Raw genomic sequence first — 15,794 nt, forward strand, 5'->3', positions numbered from 1 at the left:
ATATTATGCAAATTAATAAACTAAGAGGACAAGAATTAGATCAATTATTTCAGGCGGTATTATCACTAAATGATTTAGACGAATGTTATCGATTTTTTGATGACTTATGTACTGTGAACGAGATCCAATCATTAGCGCAAAGACTAGAAGTAGCTCGTATGCTTAGAGAAGGAAAAACTTATCATAAGATTGAAACAGAAACAGGTGCAAGTACTGCAACAATCTCCCGTGTGAAACGTTGCCTAAACTACGGAAACGATGCCTACGAAATGGCATTAGAAAGAATTAAAGAAGAAGAAACAACAGAAAAATAATAGAAACCACAGCAATGGAAACGACCGAACCGAGGGAATCAGCACCCACGGTTTTTTTGTTTTGGAACGGAGATTTAGGTACTAGTAGAAAAAGCGCGATTGAAATAAGAGAGAAAGTGAGTCAGAAACTGGACTTCATGAGGAAATTTGATTGGATTAAGGGAGAAGCGTCTCAGAAACTGGACTTTATGAGGAAATTTGATTGGATTAGAGGAGAAGCGAGTCAGAAACTGGACTTTATGAGGAAATTTGATTGGATTAGAGGAGAAGCGAGTCAGAAACCGGATACCAAGAGGAAATTTGGTTGGAATAGGTGAGAAGCGAGTCAGAAACTGGACACCAAGAGGAAATTTGATTGGATTAGAGAAGAACCGCGTCAGAAACTTGGAACCATGGTGAAATTTGATTAGATTAGGTGAGAAGCGAGTCAGAAACCTGAACCCAAGGAGAAATCTGGTTGGAATAGAAGAGAAACGGCTCAGAAACCCGGTCCCAACTGGAAATCTGATTGGAATAAATGAGAACCGCGTCAGAAACCTGAATCCAAGAGAAAATCTGATTAGCCAAAACAGAGTTTGCATCCGAATCCGAATGAATCATTTACATGGTGAATGGCAATGTCTGCAATGATGTTAATTTAGCCAAATAAATCCATTCTTACTTCATTAGCGGTTTCCTTTTTGAAATGCTCCTCAAATGATATAATGATTGAATGGAAAGATAGAATGGAGGAACTATGTATGTATGATGTTCGCGCGTGGCACCATGCGTTTAAGCTCGACCCTAATAAATATATATCTGATGAAGATTTAGAGAAAGTGTGCGAGTCTGGCACGGACGCGATTATTATTGGGGGGACAGATGGCATTACGCTTGAGCGGGTGCTTGATCTTATGGGGCGTGTTCGTAGATATACAGTTCCATGTGTGTTAGAGGTTTCCACAATTGAGTCGATTACACCTGGGTATGATTTGTTTTTTATCCCGACGGTTTTAAATAGTAAAGATTCCAAATGGATTAATGGAATGCACCATCAAGCAGTTAAGGAATTTGGCGAGATCATGAATTGGGACGAGATTCTTATGCAAGGATATTGCGTGCTAAATGAAGATTGTAAAGTCGCTCAATTAACGAGTGCGGATACGAATTTAACGATTGAAGACGTCAAAGCCTATGCAATGATGGCGGAAAAAATGTTTCATTTACCGATTTTTTATCTGGAATATAGCGGTACTTACGGCAATGTAGAAATAGTGAAAGAAGTAAGTCGAACATTAGAAGAAACAATATTATTTTATGGTGGCGGGATTACCTCTGTGGAACAAGCAAGAGAAATGGGCGCTTATGCAGATGTAGTTGTCGTTGGAAATGTCATTTATGATGATATTAAAATCGCATTAAAAACAGTAGAAGCTGTGAAACAATAAATCTTGATTAACCAAATTAATCAAGATAGACTAAAAATAGAACAAATGTTTGTATGGTGGTGAAGAAAAGGAATGCAATATTTATCTAATAAATTATTAAATGGTTTGAATAAGGAGCAGCAACAGGCTGTAAAGGCAACAGATGGACCTTTGCTTATTATGGCTGGAGCAGGAAGTGGTAAGACGCGTGTACTTACCCATCGCATTGCTTATTTAATGGTAGAGAAGGGCGTGAATCCATATAATATTTTAGCAATCACGTTTACGAATAAGGCCGCAAGAGAAATGAGAGATCGTATTCGTGCGATGATGGGCGGTGTGGCTGAAGAAATCTGGATTTCTACTTTTCACTCTATGTGTGTGAGAATATTACGTCGTGATATTGATCGGATTGGGTTCAATCGTAACTTCACAATATTAGATTCTACTGATCAGCAATCTGTTATTAAGAATATCTTAAAAGAGCGGAATTTAGATCCGAAAAAGTTCGATCCTAGAGCAATTTTAGGGACGATTAGTTCTGCAAAAAATGAACTAATTGAACCAGAGGAATTCGCCAAGACTGCCGGTGATTATTTCTCCCAAGTGACAAGTGATGTGTATACAGATTATCAAAAACGTCTGCGAAAGAATCATGCATTAGACTTTGATGATCTTATTATGAAGACGATTCAATTATTTAATCGCGTCCCTGAGGTATTAGAATACTATCAACGTAAATTCCAGTATATTCATGTGGATGAATATCAAGATACGAATAGAGCGCAATACATGCTAGTAAAATTATTAGCGAATCGTTTCCAAAATATATGTGTGGTTGGAGACTCGGATCAATCTATTTATAGATGGCGCGGGGCAGATATTGCCAATATCTTATCCTTTGAAAAAGATTATGCGCAAGCACAAGTCATTTTGCTAGAACAAAACTATCGATCCACACAAAGAATTTTAAACGCAGCTAACGGTGTCATTGATAAAAACATGAATCGTAAAGCGAAAAACTTATGGACGGAAAATCCTGAAGGAAATAAAATTCAGTATTACCGTGCAGATAGTGAGCAAGGCGAAGGACAATTTGTCGTAAGTAAAATAAAAGAATTAGCGCAAAGTCAGAATCGTAAGCTTGCCGATTTTGCTATTCTATATCGCACAAATGCCCAATCCAGGGTTATGGAGGAAATGCTATTAAAGTCGAATATTGAATATGCGATTGTTGGCGGAATTAAGTTCTATGATCGTAAAGAAATTAAAGATGTATTGGCTTATTTACGATTAATTGCCAACCCTGATGATGATATTAGTCTACAGCGAGTGATTAATGTGCCTAAAAGAGGGATTGGTTCTGGATCAGTTGATAAGATTGCTAATTTTGCAACCATGCATGATATGACAATGTTTGAAGCACTCGAATCCATCGAATTAATTGGCTTAAGCCCAAAAATCACAAAATCTGCTATAGAGTTTCGTGATTTAGTAAAGAATTATACACAAATGCAAGAATACTTATCTGTGACAGAATTGGTAGAGGAACTGTTGGACAAGTCAGGCTATCGTGACATGTTAAAAGCGGAGAAATCGATCGAGTCTCAAAGTCGTTTGGAAAACTTAGATGAGTTTCTATCTGTAACGAAGAATTTTGAAGATGCGTCCGAAGATAAAACACTTGTTGCCTTCTTAACAGATTTGGCGCTTGTTGCCGATATTGATAAATTGGATGATGACGGTGAGAAAGCGGATGCAGTTGTATTAATGACGCTTCACTCTGCAAAGGGATTAGAATTTCCAGTTGTCTTTTTAATGGGTATGGAGGAAGGTGTATTCCCTCATAGCCGTTCATTAATGGAAGAAGCAGAAATGGAAGAGGAACGTCGCCTTGCTTATGTAGGGATTACGAGAGCAGAAGAGCAGTTATTTATAACAAATGCGCAAATGCGTACACTATTTGGCCGTACAAACATGAACCCACCGTCCAGATTTATTCAGGAAATTCCGGCTGATTTATTAGAAGGATTAGAGCCAAAAGCAAAACCCCTTAATCGAGGTCAGTCCACGTTTAATAGTTCTTCAGGAAATCGTATGCAACCTGCTCGTAAAGCGGTTGTTCGCCCAGCTGTACAAAATACAGGTGGTAGCGGTATGAATTGGATAGTTGGAGATAAAGCTGTGCATGGTAAATGGGGTACTGGAACAGTTGTAAGTGTCAAAGGTGAAGGTGATGGAATGGAGCTTGATATTGCTTTTCCAAAGCCAGTAGGTATTAAAAGATTACTTGCTAAATTTGCCCCGATTTCGAAAGGTTAAAGGAAAGGGTTGAACGTCTTGGAGGAAAAGAAGGTAGAACAAAGGGTCAAGGATTTGCAAAATCTCCTTAATCAATATAATTATGAATATCATGTACTTGATCAACCATCTGTGCCTGATGCAGAATATGACCAGCTTCTTCATGAGCTAATTGCACTTGAAGAGCAACATCCAGAGTTGAAAACAGAAGATTCCCCAACGCATCGGGTCGGTGGGCAAGTATTAGATATGTTTGAAAAAGTTGAACATCGCACGCCGATGCTCAGTTTAGCCAATGCATTTAATGAGCAAGACTTAAGGGATTTTGACCGTCGTGTTCGCCAGGCAGTGGGTGAGAATATCTCATATGTCTGCGAGTTAAAAATTGATGGACTGGCTGTCTCTCTTCGCTATGAAGATGGATTGTTTGCAATCGGAGCAACGCGTGGAGATGGCTCCATTGGTGAAAACATTACCGTTAACCTTCGCACCATTCGTTCCATACCTCTGCGGGTAAAGGAAACGGTAACCTTTGAAGTACGCGGAGAGGCGTTCATGCCTAGAAAATCGTTCTTAAGTTTAAATAAAGGAAAAGAAGAACGAGGTGAGGAACCCTTTGCGAACCCTCGAAATGCTGCTGCGGGTTCACTTAGGCAATTAGATCCAAAAATCGCTGCATCAAGAAATTTAGATATATTCGTTTATGCTATGGCTGACGAGGGGAAAACGGGTATTCGTTCTCATAGTGAAGGTCTGGACTTTCTTGACTCTCAGGGGTTTAAAACGAACAAAGAGCGCCAGAAGTGTAAAAATATAGATGAGGTCATTCAATATATCGAGAAATGGACAGAAAACCGACCAGACTTATCGTATGATATTGATGGAATCGTTATTAAAGTCGATTCATATGACCAACAGGATGAACTCGGGACAACAGCAAAGAGTCCGAGATGGGCGATTGCTTATAAGTTTCCTGCTGAAGAGGTAGTCACGCAGTTAAGAGATATTGAATTAAGTATCGGTCGCACCGGTGTAGTGACGCCAACAGCATTACTTGAACCTGTTAGAGTTGCAGGTACTACCGTGCAACGTGCATCCCTTCATAATGAAGACCTTATTCGTGAGAAGGATATTAAGCTAGGTGATTACGTTGTGATTAAGAAAGCAGGCGACATCATCCCTGAAGTTGTCAATGTATTACCTGAAAGAAGAACGGGAGAAGAAGTTGATTTTCATATGCCAACTCATTGCCCGGCATGTGAAAGTGAACTTGTGCGTTTAGAGGAAGAAGTCGCACTTCGTTGTATTAATCCGAAATGTCCTGCGCAAATAAGAGAGGGGCTTATTCATTTTGTCTCACGAAATGCGATGAATATTGACGGGCTAGGGGAAAAAGTAATTAGCCAATTATTTGCAGAAAAGTTAATTGAAGATGTGGCAGATATTTATCATCTTACGTATGAACAGCTTATTCAATTAGAGAGAATGGGCGAAAAATCTGTTAACAACTTGCTAAAGGCCATTGAAGTCTCTAAGGATAATTCTTTAGAAAAATTATTATTCGGACTAGGGATCCGTCATGTGGGGGCGAAAGCGGCAAAAACACTTGCGCAAACATTTGGAGAGATGGGCAAAATCCAGCAGGCAACCATGGAGGATTTTATTAGCATTAATGAAATAGGCGATAAGATGGCTGATGCACTCGTCACATATTTTGAACAAGAAGAAGTAACATCTCTCATTCAAGAGTTACAAGATGTTGGAGTGAATCTGACTTATAAGGGACCAAAACCTGTAAATATAGCGGAATCTGATTCTGTTTTTGCTGGTAAAACCATTGTGTTAACGGGTAAATTAGAACAGCTTGCTAGAAATGAAGCCAAGGAAAAAATTGAAGCTCTAGGAGGCAAGGTCTCTGGCAGTGTAAGTAAGAAAACAGATTTAGTCATTGCCGGAGAAGACGCAGGCTCGAAATTAACCAAAGCTCAGGAATTAGGCATTACTATTTGGGACGAGGAAAAATTGATTGAGGAATTAAATTCGTAAGAGGTGAAAATCGTGAAAAAACTCATGGCAGTGTCGCTGTCATTCGTTCTTTTACTCGCCGGTTGTGCACCTAGTTTTAACCAGCAAGAAGAGGTTGTGCAAAATGAAAATGAGAGCAGCGAAGAAGAACAGGCGATCATACCAAACTTTAAAATATCCGATTCGTACTATCGGACAATCCTACCTTTTAAGCCAAGTGAGTCACGCGGTTTAGTCGTTAATAATGTGAATACAAAATATGATATTAATGAATTCGAAACAGGTTTAATGAGAGTGGCTCAGAACCATTTTGATACGGAAAAGTTCTTCTTCCAAGAAGGACAATACCTTGATAAAACCACGATTTCATCATGGTTAAGTCGCCAATATACGAAAGAACAATTAGAAGAAAAAGATATGACGGAGGAAGAGAATCTCGGTCTAAACCCTGTTGATGATGGGAAAGGGACTAAAGAAGAAAGAAACGCCCGTGCACCTCTTTATTTAGCCCATATTTTAGAACATAACTATCTTGTAAAAGATGGCGATAATAAGGTGAAGCTTGGCGGTGTCGTCATTGGTTTGGCACTTAATTCCGTCCATTATTATCAAAAAGAAGCCTACGGTGCCACGTATGAAGAAGATATTTCTCATAGTAAAGTAGAAGTAGAAGGCAAAAAGATGGCTGAGGAAATTATAAAGAGATTAAGACAACAAGAAGGGCTTGAGAACGTACCGATTACCATTGCCCTATTTGAACAATCGGAAAGAACGTCTGTCGTCCCAGGAAACTTCTTCGCCTATGCGCATGCCGCTGAGGGGAGTAACCAGCTAAGTGGTTGGGAAGATGTAAAGGAAGACTATATTTTATTCCCATCTAATACAGCCGAAGAGAAGTATCGTGAAGACTATACGAATTTCTTGAATTTCAAACAAGATGTTGAAAAATATTTCCCTAATTTTAACGGTGTCATTGGAAAAGGTTTCTATATTGGTGATCAATTGCAACAGCTAAATATAGATATACCTATACAATTTTACGGTAAGTCAGAAAGTATCGGATTCACCCAATATGTAACAAGCAAAGTTGTTAGTATGTTTCCAGAATATATCTCTGTCCAAGTAAGCGTCACATCAGTTAACGGACCAGAATCATTAATCGTCCGAAACGCAAACGAAGCTGAACCATTTGTTCATATTTATCAATAAAACGAAAAAACGCCGCTATTTTTAAACGGCGTTTTTTTATTTGCAATGGGATTAAGGTGGTTTGAACAAAAAGACAAGGATTAAGTGCCCCAACATACTTTTCGAAGATTTTTAGAGAGTACTCTAAAGGTAGCGGAACGAATTCCACCCGCAACTAGGTATTATTCCGACAGTGACAACAAATGATTTTGCCTGTGCACTTGTACACCCCGCGTGAATCGGTCCAACCAAGGTGAAAGCAATCGAAGAAATCCATCTATCAACATCGTCATTATTATCAAATAGGTCAGCTTAGCTGAGGAAGGAGTAATCTATGCTTCCGTAGAAGAAATAGTAGAACTTTAAGGTTATTTGTGATATCAACATTTATTGCATAGAAATGATAGACCGAAGGAGGTTTTGTTATGGAAAATAGAACAGATACAGCTTCAAGAGTGATCATGGCAGAATCACACACGATTTATGAAGCATTTCTCCATCCGAAAGCTTTAGTATCATGGCTCCCACCTAAAGGAATGTCAGGTTATGTTGAAGATTTTGATCCGCGGGAAGAGGGAACTTACAAAATGACACTCTTCTATGAAGGAAACCAACCCTCATATGGAAAAACAACTGAGAACAGTGATGTGTATCAAGGGAAATTTTTAGAATTAGTTCCTGATAAAAAGATAATACAACTAGTAATATTTGACTCAGAATCGCCGGAATTCACTGGTGAAATGAAACAGACATGGCTATTTGAACCTCTTGCAAAAGGGACAAAAGTCACCATTATATGTGAAAATGTCCCTAAAGGAATAAACAAGGCAGATCATGATATCGGTTTACATTCAACATTAGAAAATCTAGCTCTATTTGTGGAATAATTTTAGGTATGACCTTTACTAAAAAAACACCGACTAAATTTATGTAGTCGGTGGGTTATTTCTCATTCACTTAAGCATTTGTTTAGGATTTCGAACAAGGCGCTGAAATGTGTCCATAAAAAGAGCGGTGTGATAACCGTCACAGACAGCATGATGAACCTGTAGTGAAAGTGGTAAATAAATATTTCCATTCTTATTGAAAAATTTACCCGCAGTAACTATTGGCAGGAGGTAATTTGGATTTGTATTTATATTTAAGTTAAATCCAGTGAAAGTAGTCCATGGAATCATAGATATATTAACGACATTTTCAGGTACGGGTGCTTTAGGAAACAATTTTCCTGTACCAGTATATAACTCAGTATCGGTCACATAATCCATGTGGAACCTTTCAAAGCCTTCATCGATATCGGTGAAAATAGCGGAAAATAACGCTGACTCCTTGTCAAAAATCGTATACATAGGAATCACTCTGTTCCAGTACCCTAACTCACCTTTAGCAGTAACATTCATTCTAAAATGTTTATTTGTATTGACAACTTGTGTGATTAAAAAAATAAAAGCAGGATAAAATTGATATCCTTTTTCTTTAGTAAATTGGTATAGCTCAGTAATATCAATGTTATTAGTGATACTAAAGCTAGTTTGTTGGTTTAAGAAATGATTGAAAACCTCTTTACGTTCCCAATTATTTATGTCGATTTTAGTGAATTTCATCTTTTAATGCCTCCTAAAATATATTCTGATTTTAGGAGGCTATAAGAACTGCTTTTTTCATTGGTCCCATTCCTTTAGTTTATTTAAATAATCCTAACATATGTAATATGCTTTAGCACCTATATATATGCAATCTATATTCAAAAAAGGAGTAGCCACCCGTTGGAACTCCTATTAACAATGAAATCATGTATATCACGGGTGGGTAGATAATAATTGTTTATTTTCCACATGCAAATATCCGGTAGCCCAATAGCTCATTATATTTCAATAATAGGTTAAAATGTTCGTTCATTACGGTATAAAGCTCTCGTTCAATGTGCTTTGAATAAAGAAAATCAGGGTTGGGATTGTATTGGAGCATCGACTGATTTTGACCACTTACGCGAATGTTCGTAAATCCTGCCCCTTCAAATAAACGCTGCCATTCTGCTTCGGTGAGGACAGAGTTGATCCCATAGAATCGATTGATTTCATCTGCTATCCATGAAGGGAGTGAGACATTGGCAGTAAACTCATTAGAAATAAACCGCCCCCCTTTTTTTAATAAACGAAAAATCTCTTTAAGCGCTTTCGGTTGATTGACAAAAGTAAGGACTGATTCGCACATAATTAAATCAAATTTCTCATCTTCAAGTGGGAGTGCCTCGATAGAACCTTGGAAAATACGTACTGGAAGTTTAGCTTCCTTCATTCTATGGGTTGCTTTTTCCACCATAATAGGATTAATATCAACCCCAGTTACGTTTGCCCCTGACTGAGCAGCCAAAAAGGCGGCTGTTTGGCCAGTTCCGCAGCCTACATCTAAAATTTCCGACATAGCGTCTAATTCTTCATTTATTAGAAGCGCCTTTGTTAGTTCAAAACCACCCGGGTGTGCTCCTCCAACACCAAACTTTGATAAGAAATCTAAATAAATGGGAACCACCTCCTTTTGTATTTCTATAAGGTATGAAAAAAACAAATCTAATGTTCTTTGCCAAATGGGCTTTTACATCAGTAACAACTACCTAAAAACATCATAGTTTGTTACAGAGAGCGGTTTTAGACTCTCATTCTACGGACTAAACCTAAAAAGGGGAAGAAAAAATGCAAAATTTTCAAAATGAACTTCAATCACTTGGAATGGATCAATATCAGGTGGGTGAATTAACACCTATTCAATATCAAGCACCAGTACCAGTTCAATTTAATGATATGCGTCGCTGTGGCGGCTGTGGTGGTTGCGGAGGTTGTGGTGGTTTTCGCTGTGGTGGTTGTGGCGGTTTTAGATGTGCAGGCTGTTTTGGTTGTTTTGGTTGCTTCGGGTTCTTTATTTAACAATTCCTTTTTTAAAGGCAAGTGTCAGTGTAAGTTACCTTCGTTCTCTCGTCACAAAATGAATAATGAAGCGTGTGTAAACACTCTACAAGTCCCTATGTTAGGGGCTTCTTTTTCGTTATTCATAATGGACAAATACAAATACATAAATTATAAGGAATATTTAATGAATGCTCAGATCGAAGGAGGGGCTACATGACGAAATTGAAAGCAACCTCACGTCTCAAAGTGAAGAATGATACATTTTATCTACCAGACCCAAAGGGAGGCGTCTATTTTAGGAATAACGCCAGTTCATTTTGGATGGATGGAGGCACTATTTATCAATGGATTGAAAAGCTGATCCCTATGTTTAATGGAAATCATACTTTGGAAGAACTCACTGCGGGTTTGACCACTCCCTATCGAAACAGAGTATATGAAATTGGTGAGGCTTTACTGACGAAAGGTTATGTTAGAGATACGAGTCAAGATCAATCACACCAATTACCAGCAAGTGTTCTAGAAAAATACGCTTCACAAATTGAATTCATTGAGAGTTTTGTTGATTCAGGTGCGTATCGTTTTCAAAGGTATCGCCACGCAAAGGTATTAGTGATGGGATCTGGTTCTCTATTCGTTTCGCTGACATCTGCATTGTTGGAATCAGGGCTACCAACCTTTCATGTGATGAGGACAGAAGCAGTCCCAACAGACCATAAGCGGATTAATGAAATAGTGAATCATGCCAAAAAGGATGATCCTACCGTGAAAGTGGAGGAAATTCCTTACAGTAAGAATTGGAGAGAAGTAGTACAATCATTTGATTGGATATTATATGTTTCCCAAAATGGAGATATAGACGAAGTGAAGGAGATTAATCAGGTTTGTAAAGAAGAAAAGAAAGCCTTCCTTCCTGCTTTATATCTAAAGCAGGTGGGAATGGCAGGGCCTGTAGTTGATTCAGAAACAGAGGGATGCTGGGAATCTGCATGGCGTCGAATGCATGAGGCAATATTGGAACAAGAACGTAAGCAACAGCCTTATTCTTCGACCGCAGGTGCTTTATTGGCGAATATTATTGTTTTTGAGTTTTTTAAGCAGGTGACAGGAGCAATGGATAAGAAAGAAAACAATCAATTCTATTTGCTAAATCTTGAAAGTTTGCAAGGTGAATGGATTTCGTACTATTCACATCCATTAGTTGAAAATCTTACATTTAAACCTGAACTTGTCGATGATTTAAACACCCGACTTCTGAGAGAGAATACGGAACAGCCCAACACAAACAGACTGTTAGAATATTTTAGTTTATTAACTGCTAAAGAAACAGGGATTCTTCATATTTGGGAGGAAAAGGACTTAACACAGCTTCCGCTTTCACAATGTTATGTTCAAGCAGTAAATCCATTGGCAAAAGGACCGGCTACTCTTTTGAAGAAGGCTTTATGCTCGGGTCTAACACATGAAGAAGCAAGAAGGGAAGCAGGGCTTACTGGACTGGAGATGTATGTTTCACAAATAGTGAGAGGTAGAATAAGTGGATTTATGGGCATTGGTGCTGGTGAATCCCTTGCAGAAGCGGTTTGTCGTGGACTACAAGCGTATTTGGAAGAGGAAAGGCGAGGTCTTCCAGTTGACCAGCAACAATCGCTGTTACCAGTAAATCTTGAGAGGATAGAGGATCGTAGTTGTAGATATTATTTACAGTCACTGACCACCTTAAATGGTCCACCCACTATCCGTATGGGAAATGAAATATTAGGCTTTCCTGTTATATGCATAGAGTCAAATGGTTTTAAATATAGTAGTTCTGGTTTAAATATCACACTGGCACTAAGTCACGCTTTGCAAAAAGCAGTATCGAATGTACAAAATGAGGCAACGTTCCATGAGGGGGAAATAAACTCTCATTATGGTATAAGAGGGAAAGAGGCAAAACTAAACATTCCTTCATGTGAGCATTTGACAAAAAAGGAGTTATTACAATCTGCTGTTTACAAATTAAATGAGGGCCATAAAGAGATCGTTGTTTACGATCTTTCTTTTGAACCATTTTTAAGAAAAGAGTTAGCTGGAGTTTATGGTGTACAGATTTGTAAGGAGGTACGCTAATGATTGTCATCGTCGGTAATGGTAAACTGGCCGATTTTGTCTATAGGCAATTGTCTAGTAATTATACAGTCGCGCGGCAAGATCTATTAACGGATTTCCCTGAAGATACAACATTGGCGCTCGTATTGCATGATAATTGGCAGCCCTCCGTTCATCAACAAGCAGAAGAAAAATTCAGAAGGGAAAATATTCCATGGCTCCGTGGCTTTGTTTCTTTTGGTGAGGGAATTATTGGTCCATTTGTACAACCGGGAAAACGGGGATGTTCACGTTGCGCCGATGTAAGGCGCATCATAGGAGGTACAGATTCTAAAGAAATGTGGGGGCTTTATTATAAATTATCAGGAGAAAGTCGCCCGCAAGACGCATGGGCATCACGAACGGGACTTTGGCAAATGACAACTTTATTATGTACAGAAGTGGATTATATTCTTCAAGGAGAGATCAATCATTTAGAAAATCAACTGTTCATTACAAATCTTAAAACGTTCATGCATTCATCTCATCATTTTTCCTTTGATCCAATGTGCCCAATATGTGGAGACATTCCAGAAGATTCAGCGGAATTAGCAGAAATTAAGTTGCAATCTAGTCCGAAAATTCAAGGTGCTGGTTATCGCAGTCGTTCAATTGAAGAATTAGAAACCGTGCTATTAAGAGATTATTACGATCATCGGACGGGGGTAATCAATGGAAAAATACAGGATTGGACACTTCCTTTTGCTGATGTTCTTATGAATATGCCACTGTTTGGTGCAAGCGAGGGAGTGGCTGGAAGATCTAACTCTTATCGAATGAGTGAGTTAACAGCTATTTTGGAAGGCTTAGAACGGTATTGCGGTATCGAGCCTAGGGGAAAAAGAAGGGTTGTACGAGGAAGTTATCTAGATGTTATGGATCAAGCCTTAAACCCTTCAACTGTTGGTTTACACTCACCTGAGTATTATGAGAATCCTCATTTTCCGTATCAATCATTCGAACCTAATAAACCAATGAACTGGGTTTGGGGTTATTCATTCTTACAAGAACGATCTATTCTTGTCCCAGAATTACTTGCTTATTACAGTTTAGGTTGTGGGGAAGGTTTTGTTTATGAGACTTCAAACGGATGTGCAATCGGAGGTAGCCTGGAGGAAGCTATTTTTCATGGAGTAATGGAAGTCGTTGAGCGAGATTCCTTTTTACTCACTTGGTATGCGAAACTGCCATTGCCACGTCTTGATTTAAGTTCTGCAGATGACAAGGAATTGCAATTGATGGTTGATCGGGTACGTGAGGTGGCAGGGTACGACCTTCATTTTTACAATTCGACGATGGAACATGGTATCCCAAGTGTGTGGGCAGTAGCAAAAAATAGAAAAGAAACAGGTGTAAATATTATTTGTGCTGCAGGTGCTCATATGGACCCAGTAAGGGCTGTCAAAAGTGCCATCTATGAGCTAGCGGGCATGATGTTTGTTCATGATGAGAAATTAGCAACAAATAGGCAGAAATACGAGGAGATGCTTGAAGATCCGTTTAAAGTAAGAACAATGGAGGATCATGGTATGTTGTACGGTCTACCCGAGGCGGAAGAATACCTAACGTTTATTTTGAATAATCAAGGGCCATTACGTACATTTGCTGAAGAATTCAAGAAGCCACCAGTATACAACGATTTGAAAGATGACCTTCACGAAGTTCTTCAGACGTTCCGTGAAAATAATCTAGAAGTGATTGTCGTTGACCAAACAACACCAATTATTCAAGAGAATGGATTGTATTGTGTGAAGGTCATTATTCCTGGGATGTTGCCAATGACATTTGGTCATCACCTGACACGGGTGAAAGGATTAGATAGAGTACTAAAGGTGCCAAAGCAGCTAGGGTATAGGAAGAAGCACTTATCGTATGAAGAGCTGAACCCACTTCCTCACCCGTTTCCGTAATGGAAGGAGAGGAGGACGAAAGAATTGGAGTTAGATACATTTATATACAATCTCCACTTTGATACAGAGAAACTTGCTCCACCCGATTGGCAGGTCGATTGGGAAGGGGCCCCCCTTCCGTATAAATTGTACCGTGGGTTACCAGCTATTCCGTTAAACGCTAATGTACCTTCAACCCTTCACCAAAATCTAATGCCTACATTGAAGGAGATTGGGCATTTGCTATGGTATACCTATGGAATAACTCAATATGTCCGGCTCCCTCATGACACTCAATCATTGCGGAGATTTGTCCCCTCCGGTGGGGCGCTTTATCCTAATGAAATATATGTATATATGAAACTTGAAGATGCTAAAACAGGCATCTACCATTATGATGTTGCTCATCACCGCCTCATTTTGTTACGGGAGGGAAATTTTGATACATTCGTTTCCAAAAGTTTGGGGACAGTGATTGAAGATTGTTTTTGCACTGTTTTTATTTCAACCTTCTTTTGGAAAAATTTTTATAAATACAATCATTTTTCCTATCGATTACAGGGACTAGATACTGGGGTGCTCATTGGACAATTATTAGTAGTAGCAGATCAATTAGATTACAATACGAAAGTTTGCTATCAGTTTTTAGACGGAGCAATGAATCATTTACTAGGTCTAGCTGAAGAAGACGAAAGTGTGTACGCAGTCATTCCGATATCAACTAAAGCCATCGACCAAACGACTAAAGAAATGGTGTCCTCCCATACATTGTGCGCCGAAATAGCGCAATTAGGTCACCTACCTCATAACCTGTCAAAGACTATGGACTATCCGTTACTTAGAAAGCTCAATGAAGCTGCCATGTTCGATTCAACAGTGTCTTTTAGAAAGGTAAGGTGCCAGGGTGGAACATTCACTTCTGGTACTGATATAACCTTGCCAAATACACAAAACTATTCATATGATTTCTCATCGATTTGTAAGAAGCGGTTTTCTCCAGATGCAGACTTTATGATGGGGGAAATAAGGCAAACGACTCTAGCAACCTTGCTAAAGGAGACATGTTCCTTCACTTATCATCACGATCTTGATGATACCGACGGCCATGTTGCTGCGCGTGTAACTTTATACGGCAGCCTATACAATGTGGAGGGGATACCGAACGGGGCTTATGCTTATGACAATGAAAATCATATGCTTCGTCTATTGAAAGTAGGTGATTATCGCCCGTTTTTACATTCGGGCTTAGTGATGCCTAATGTTAATTTATATCAAGTGCCGCTTTGTATGCATGTAATAGGGGATAAAAGCCATTACAAAGATTCATTGGGTTACCGAGGATACCGTATTCAACAGATGGAGGCAGGCCTACTAACACAACGATTACTCTTGCATGCGTCTGCCTTAGATTTGGGAGGGCATCCACTATTGGGTTATTCTGTCAGTCAATGCGATCAACTCTATGAACTCGCTTCTAAAGGGAAAACGAGCTTAATTCAAATCCCGGTTGGCATGCACCGGCCTCGTGCTTGGTTGAAAGGAGGATTACGTTGATGTAGTTTACTCATCAATAACGTACCCTCTCAAATTCTTGGTAATGAAAACAAGCCTTCTAACTCAACTTAGAAGGCTTTA

Annotated in this window: 13 protein-coding genes; 11 read left to right on the forward strand and 2 right to left on the reverse strand. The window is 39.0% G+C overall.

Annotation, left to right across the window (positions count from 1 at the left end; all coding sequences use genetic code 11):
- Positions 1-5 precede the first annotated feature (5 nt).
- The 7 genes from MKX67_RS02975 (at position 6) to MKX67_RS03005 (ending at position 8,121) form a co-directional block, all read left to right on the forward strand.
- Positions 6-314: a YerC/YecD family TrpR-related protein gene (locus MKX67_RS02975; RefSeq protein ID WP_095370712.1), complete on the forward strand. Its 309-nt coding sequence runs from the start codon at positions 6-8 to the stop codon at positions 312-314.
- Between the two features lie 14 nt (positions 315-328).
- Positions 329-631, forward strand: coding sequence for a hypothetical protein (locus tag MKX67_RS02980; RefSeq protein ID WP_322910212.1), 303 nt, complete (start codon positions 329-331; stop codon positions 629-631).
- Between the two features lie 423 nt (positions 632-1,054).
- Positions 1,055-1,741: a heptaprenylglyceryl phosphate synthase gene (locus MKX67_RS02985; RefSeq protein ID WP_322910211.1), complete on the forward strand. Its 687-nt coding sequence runs from the start codon at positions 1,055-1,057 to the stop codon at positions 1,739-1,741.
- 72 nt (positions 1,742-1,813) lie between these two features.
- Entirely contained in the window at positions 1,814-4,042 is a 2,229-nt protein-coding gene (gene pcrA, locus MKX67_RS02990) for a DNA helicase PcrA (RefSeq protein WP_095370708.1), read from the forward strand.
- A gap of 18 nt (positions 4,043-4,060) precedes the next feature.
- The gene (gene ligA / locus MKX67_RS02995) at positions 4,061-6,067 is read left to right on the forward strand and encodes an NAD-dependent DNA ligase LigA (protein WP_095370707.1); all 2,007 of its coding nucleotides are present in this window, start codon (positions 4,061-4,063) and stop codon (positions 6,065-6,067) included.
- 12 nt (positions 6,068-6,079) lie between these two features.
- Positions 6,080-7,255: a CamS family sex pheromone protein gene (locus MKX67_RS03000; RefSeq protein ID WP_342488810.1), complete on the forward strand. Its 1,176-nt coding sequence runs from the start codon at positions 6,080-6,082 to the stop codon at positions 7,253-7,255.
- A 404-nt stretch (positions 7,256-7,659) separates the two neighbouring features.
- Positions 7,660-8,121 (forward strand): SRPBCC domain-containing protein, encoded by a 462-nt coding sequence (locus MKX67_RS03005; protein ID WP_095370705.1) that lies wholly within the window; start codon positions 7,660-7,662, stop codon positions 8,119-8,121.
- A gap of 66 nt (positions 8,122-8,187) precedes the next feature.
- Here the strand turns inward: MKX67_RS03005 and catA are convergent, their stop codons facing one another.
- Together catA and MKX67_RS03015 are read right to left on the reverse strand one after the other, a co-directional pair.
- Positions 8,188-8,838 (reverse strand): type A chloramphenicol O-acetyltransferase, encoded by a 651-nt coding sequence (gene catA / locus MKX67_RS03010; RefSeq protein WP_342488811.1) that lies wholly within the window; start codon positions 8,836-8,838, stop codon positions 8,188-8,190.
- A 220-nt stretch (positions 8,839-9,058) separates the two neighbouring features.
- On the reverse strand, positions 9,059-9,766 hold the full coding sequence (locus MKX67_RS03015) for a methyltransferase domain-containing protein (RefSeq protein WP_342488812.1): 708 nt from the start codon (positions 9,764-9,766) through the stop codon (positions 9,059-9,061).
- 161 nt (positions 9,767-9,927) lie between these two features.
- Here MKX67_RS03015 and MKX67_RS03020 point away from each other — a divergent pair, with 161 nt between their 5' ends.
- The 4 genes from MKX67_RS03020 (at position 9,928) to MKX67_RS03035 (ending at position 15,713) form a co-directional block, all read left to right on the forward strand.
- Entirely contained in the window at positions 9,928-10,158 is a 231-nt protein-coding gene (locus tag MKX67_RS03020) for a heterocycloanthracin/sonorensin family bacteriocin (RefSeq protein WP_095370703.1), read from the forward strand.
- A gap of 195 nt (positions 10,159-10,353) precedes the next feature.
- Complete coding sequence (locus MKX67_RS03025; protein WP_342488813.1) at positions 10,354-12,252, forward strand: putative thiazole-containing bacteriocin maturation protein; 1,899 nt, start codon at positions 10,354-10,356, stop codon at positions 12,250-12,252.
- The gene (locus MKX67_RS03030) at positions 12,252-14,180 is read left to right on the forward strand and encodes a TOMM precursor leader peptide-binding protein (protein ID WP_342488814.1); all 1,929 of its coding nucleotides are present in this window, start codon (positions 12,252-12,254) and stop codon (positions 14,178-14,180) included. The genes MKX67_RS03025 and MKX67_RS03030 overlap by 1 nt, the downstream gene beginning before the upstream one ends.
- A 24-nt stretch (positions 14,181-14,204) precedes the next feature.
- Entirely contained in the window at positions 14,205-15,713 is a 1,509-nt protein-coding gene (locus MKX67_RS03035; protein WP_342488815.1) for a SagB family peptide dehydrogenase, read from the forward strand.
- Positions 15,714-15,794: the final 81 nt, after the last annotated feature.

The sequence above is a fragment of the Cytobacillus sp. FSL W7-1323 genome, assembly GCF_038595015.1.
GTDB lineage: Bacteria > Bacillota > Bacilli > Bacillales > Cytobacillaceae > Cytobacillus > Cytobacillus kochii.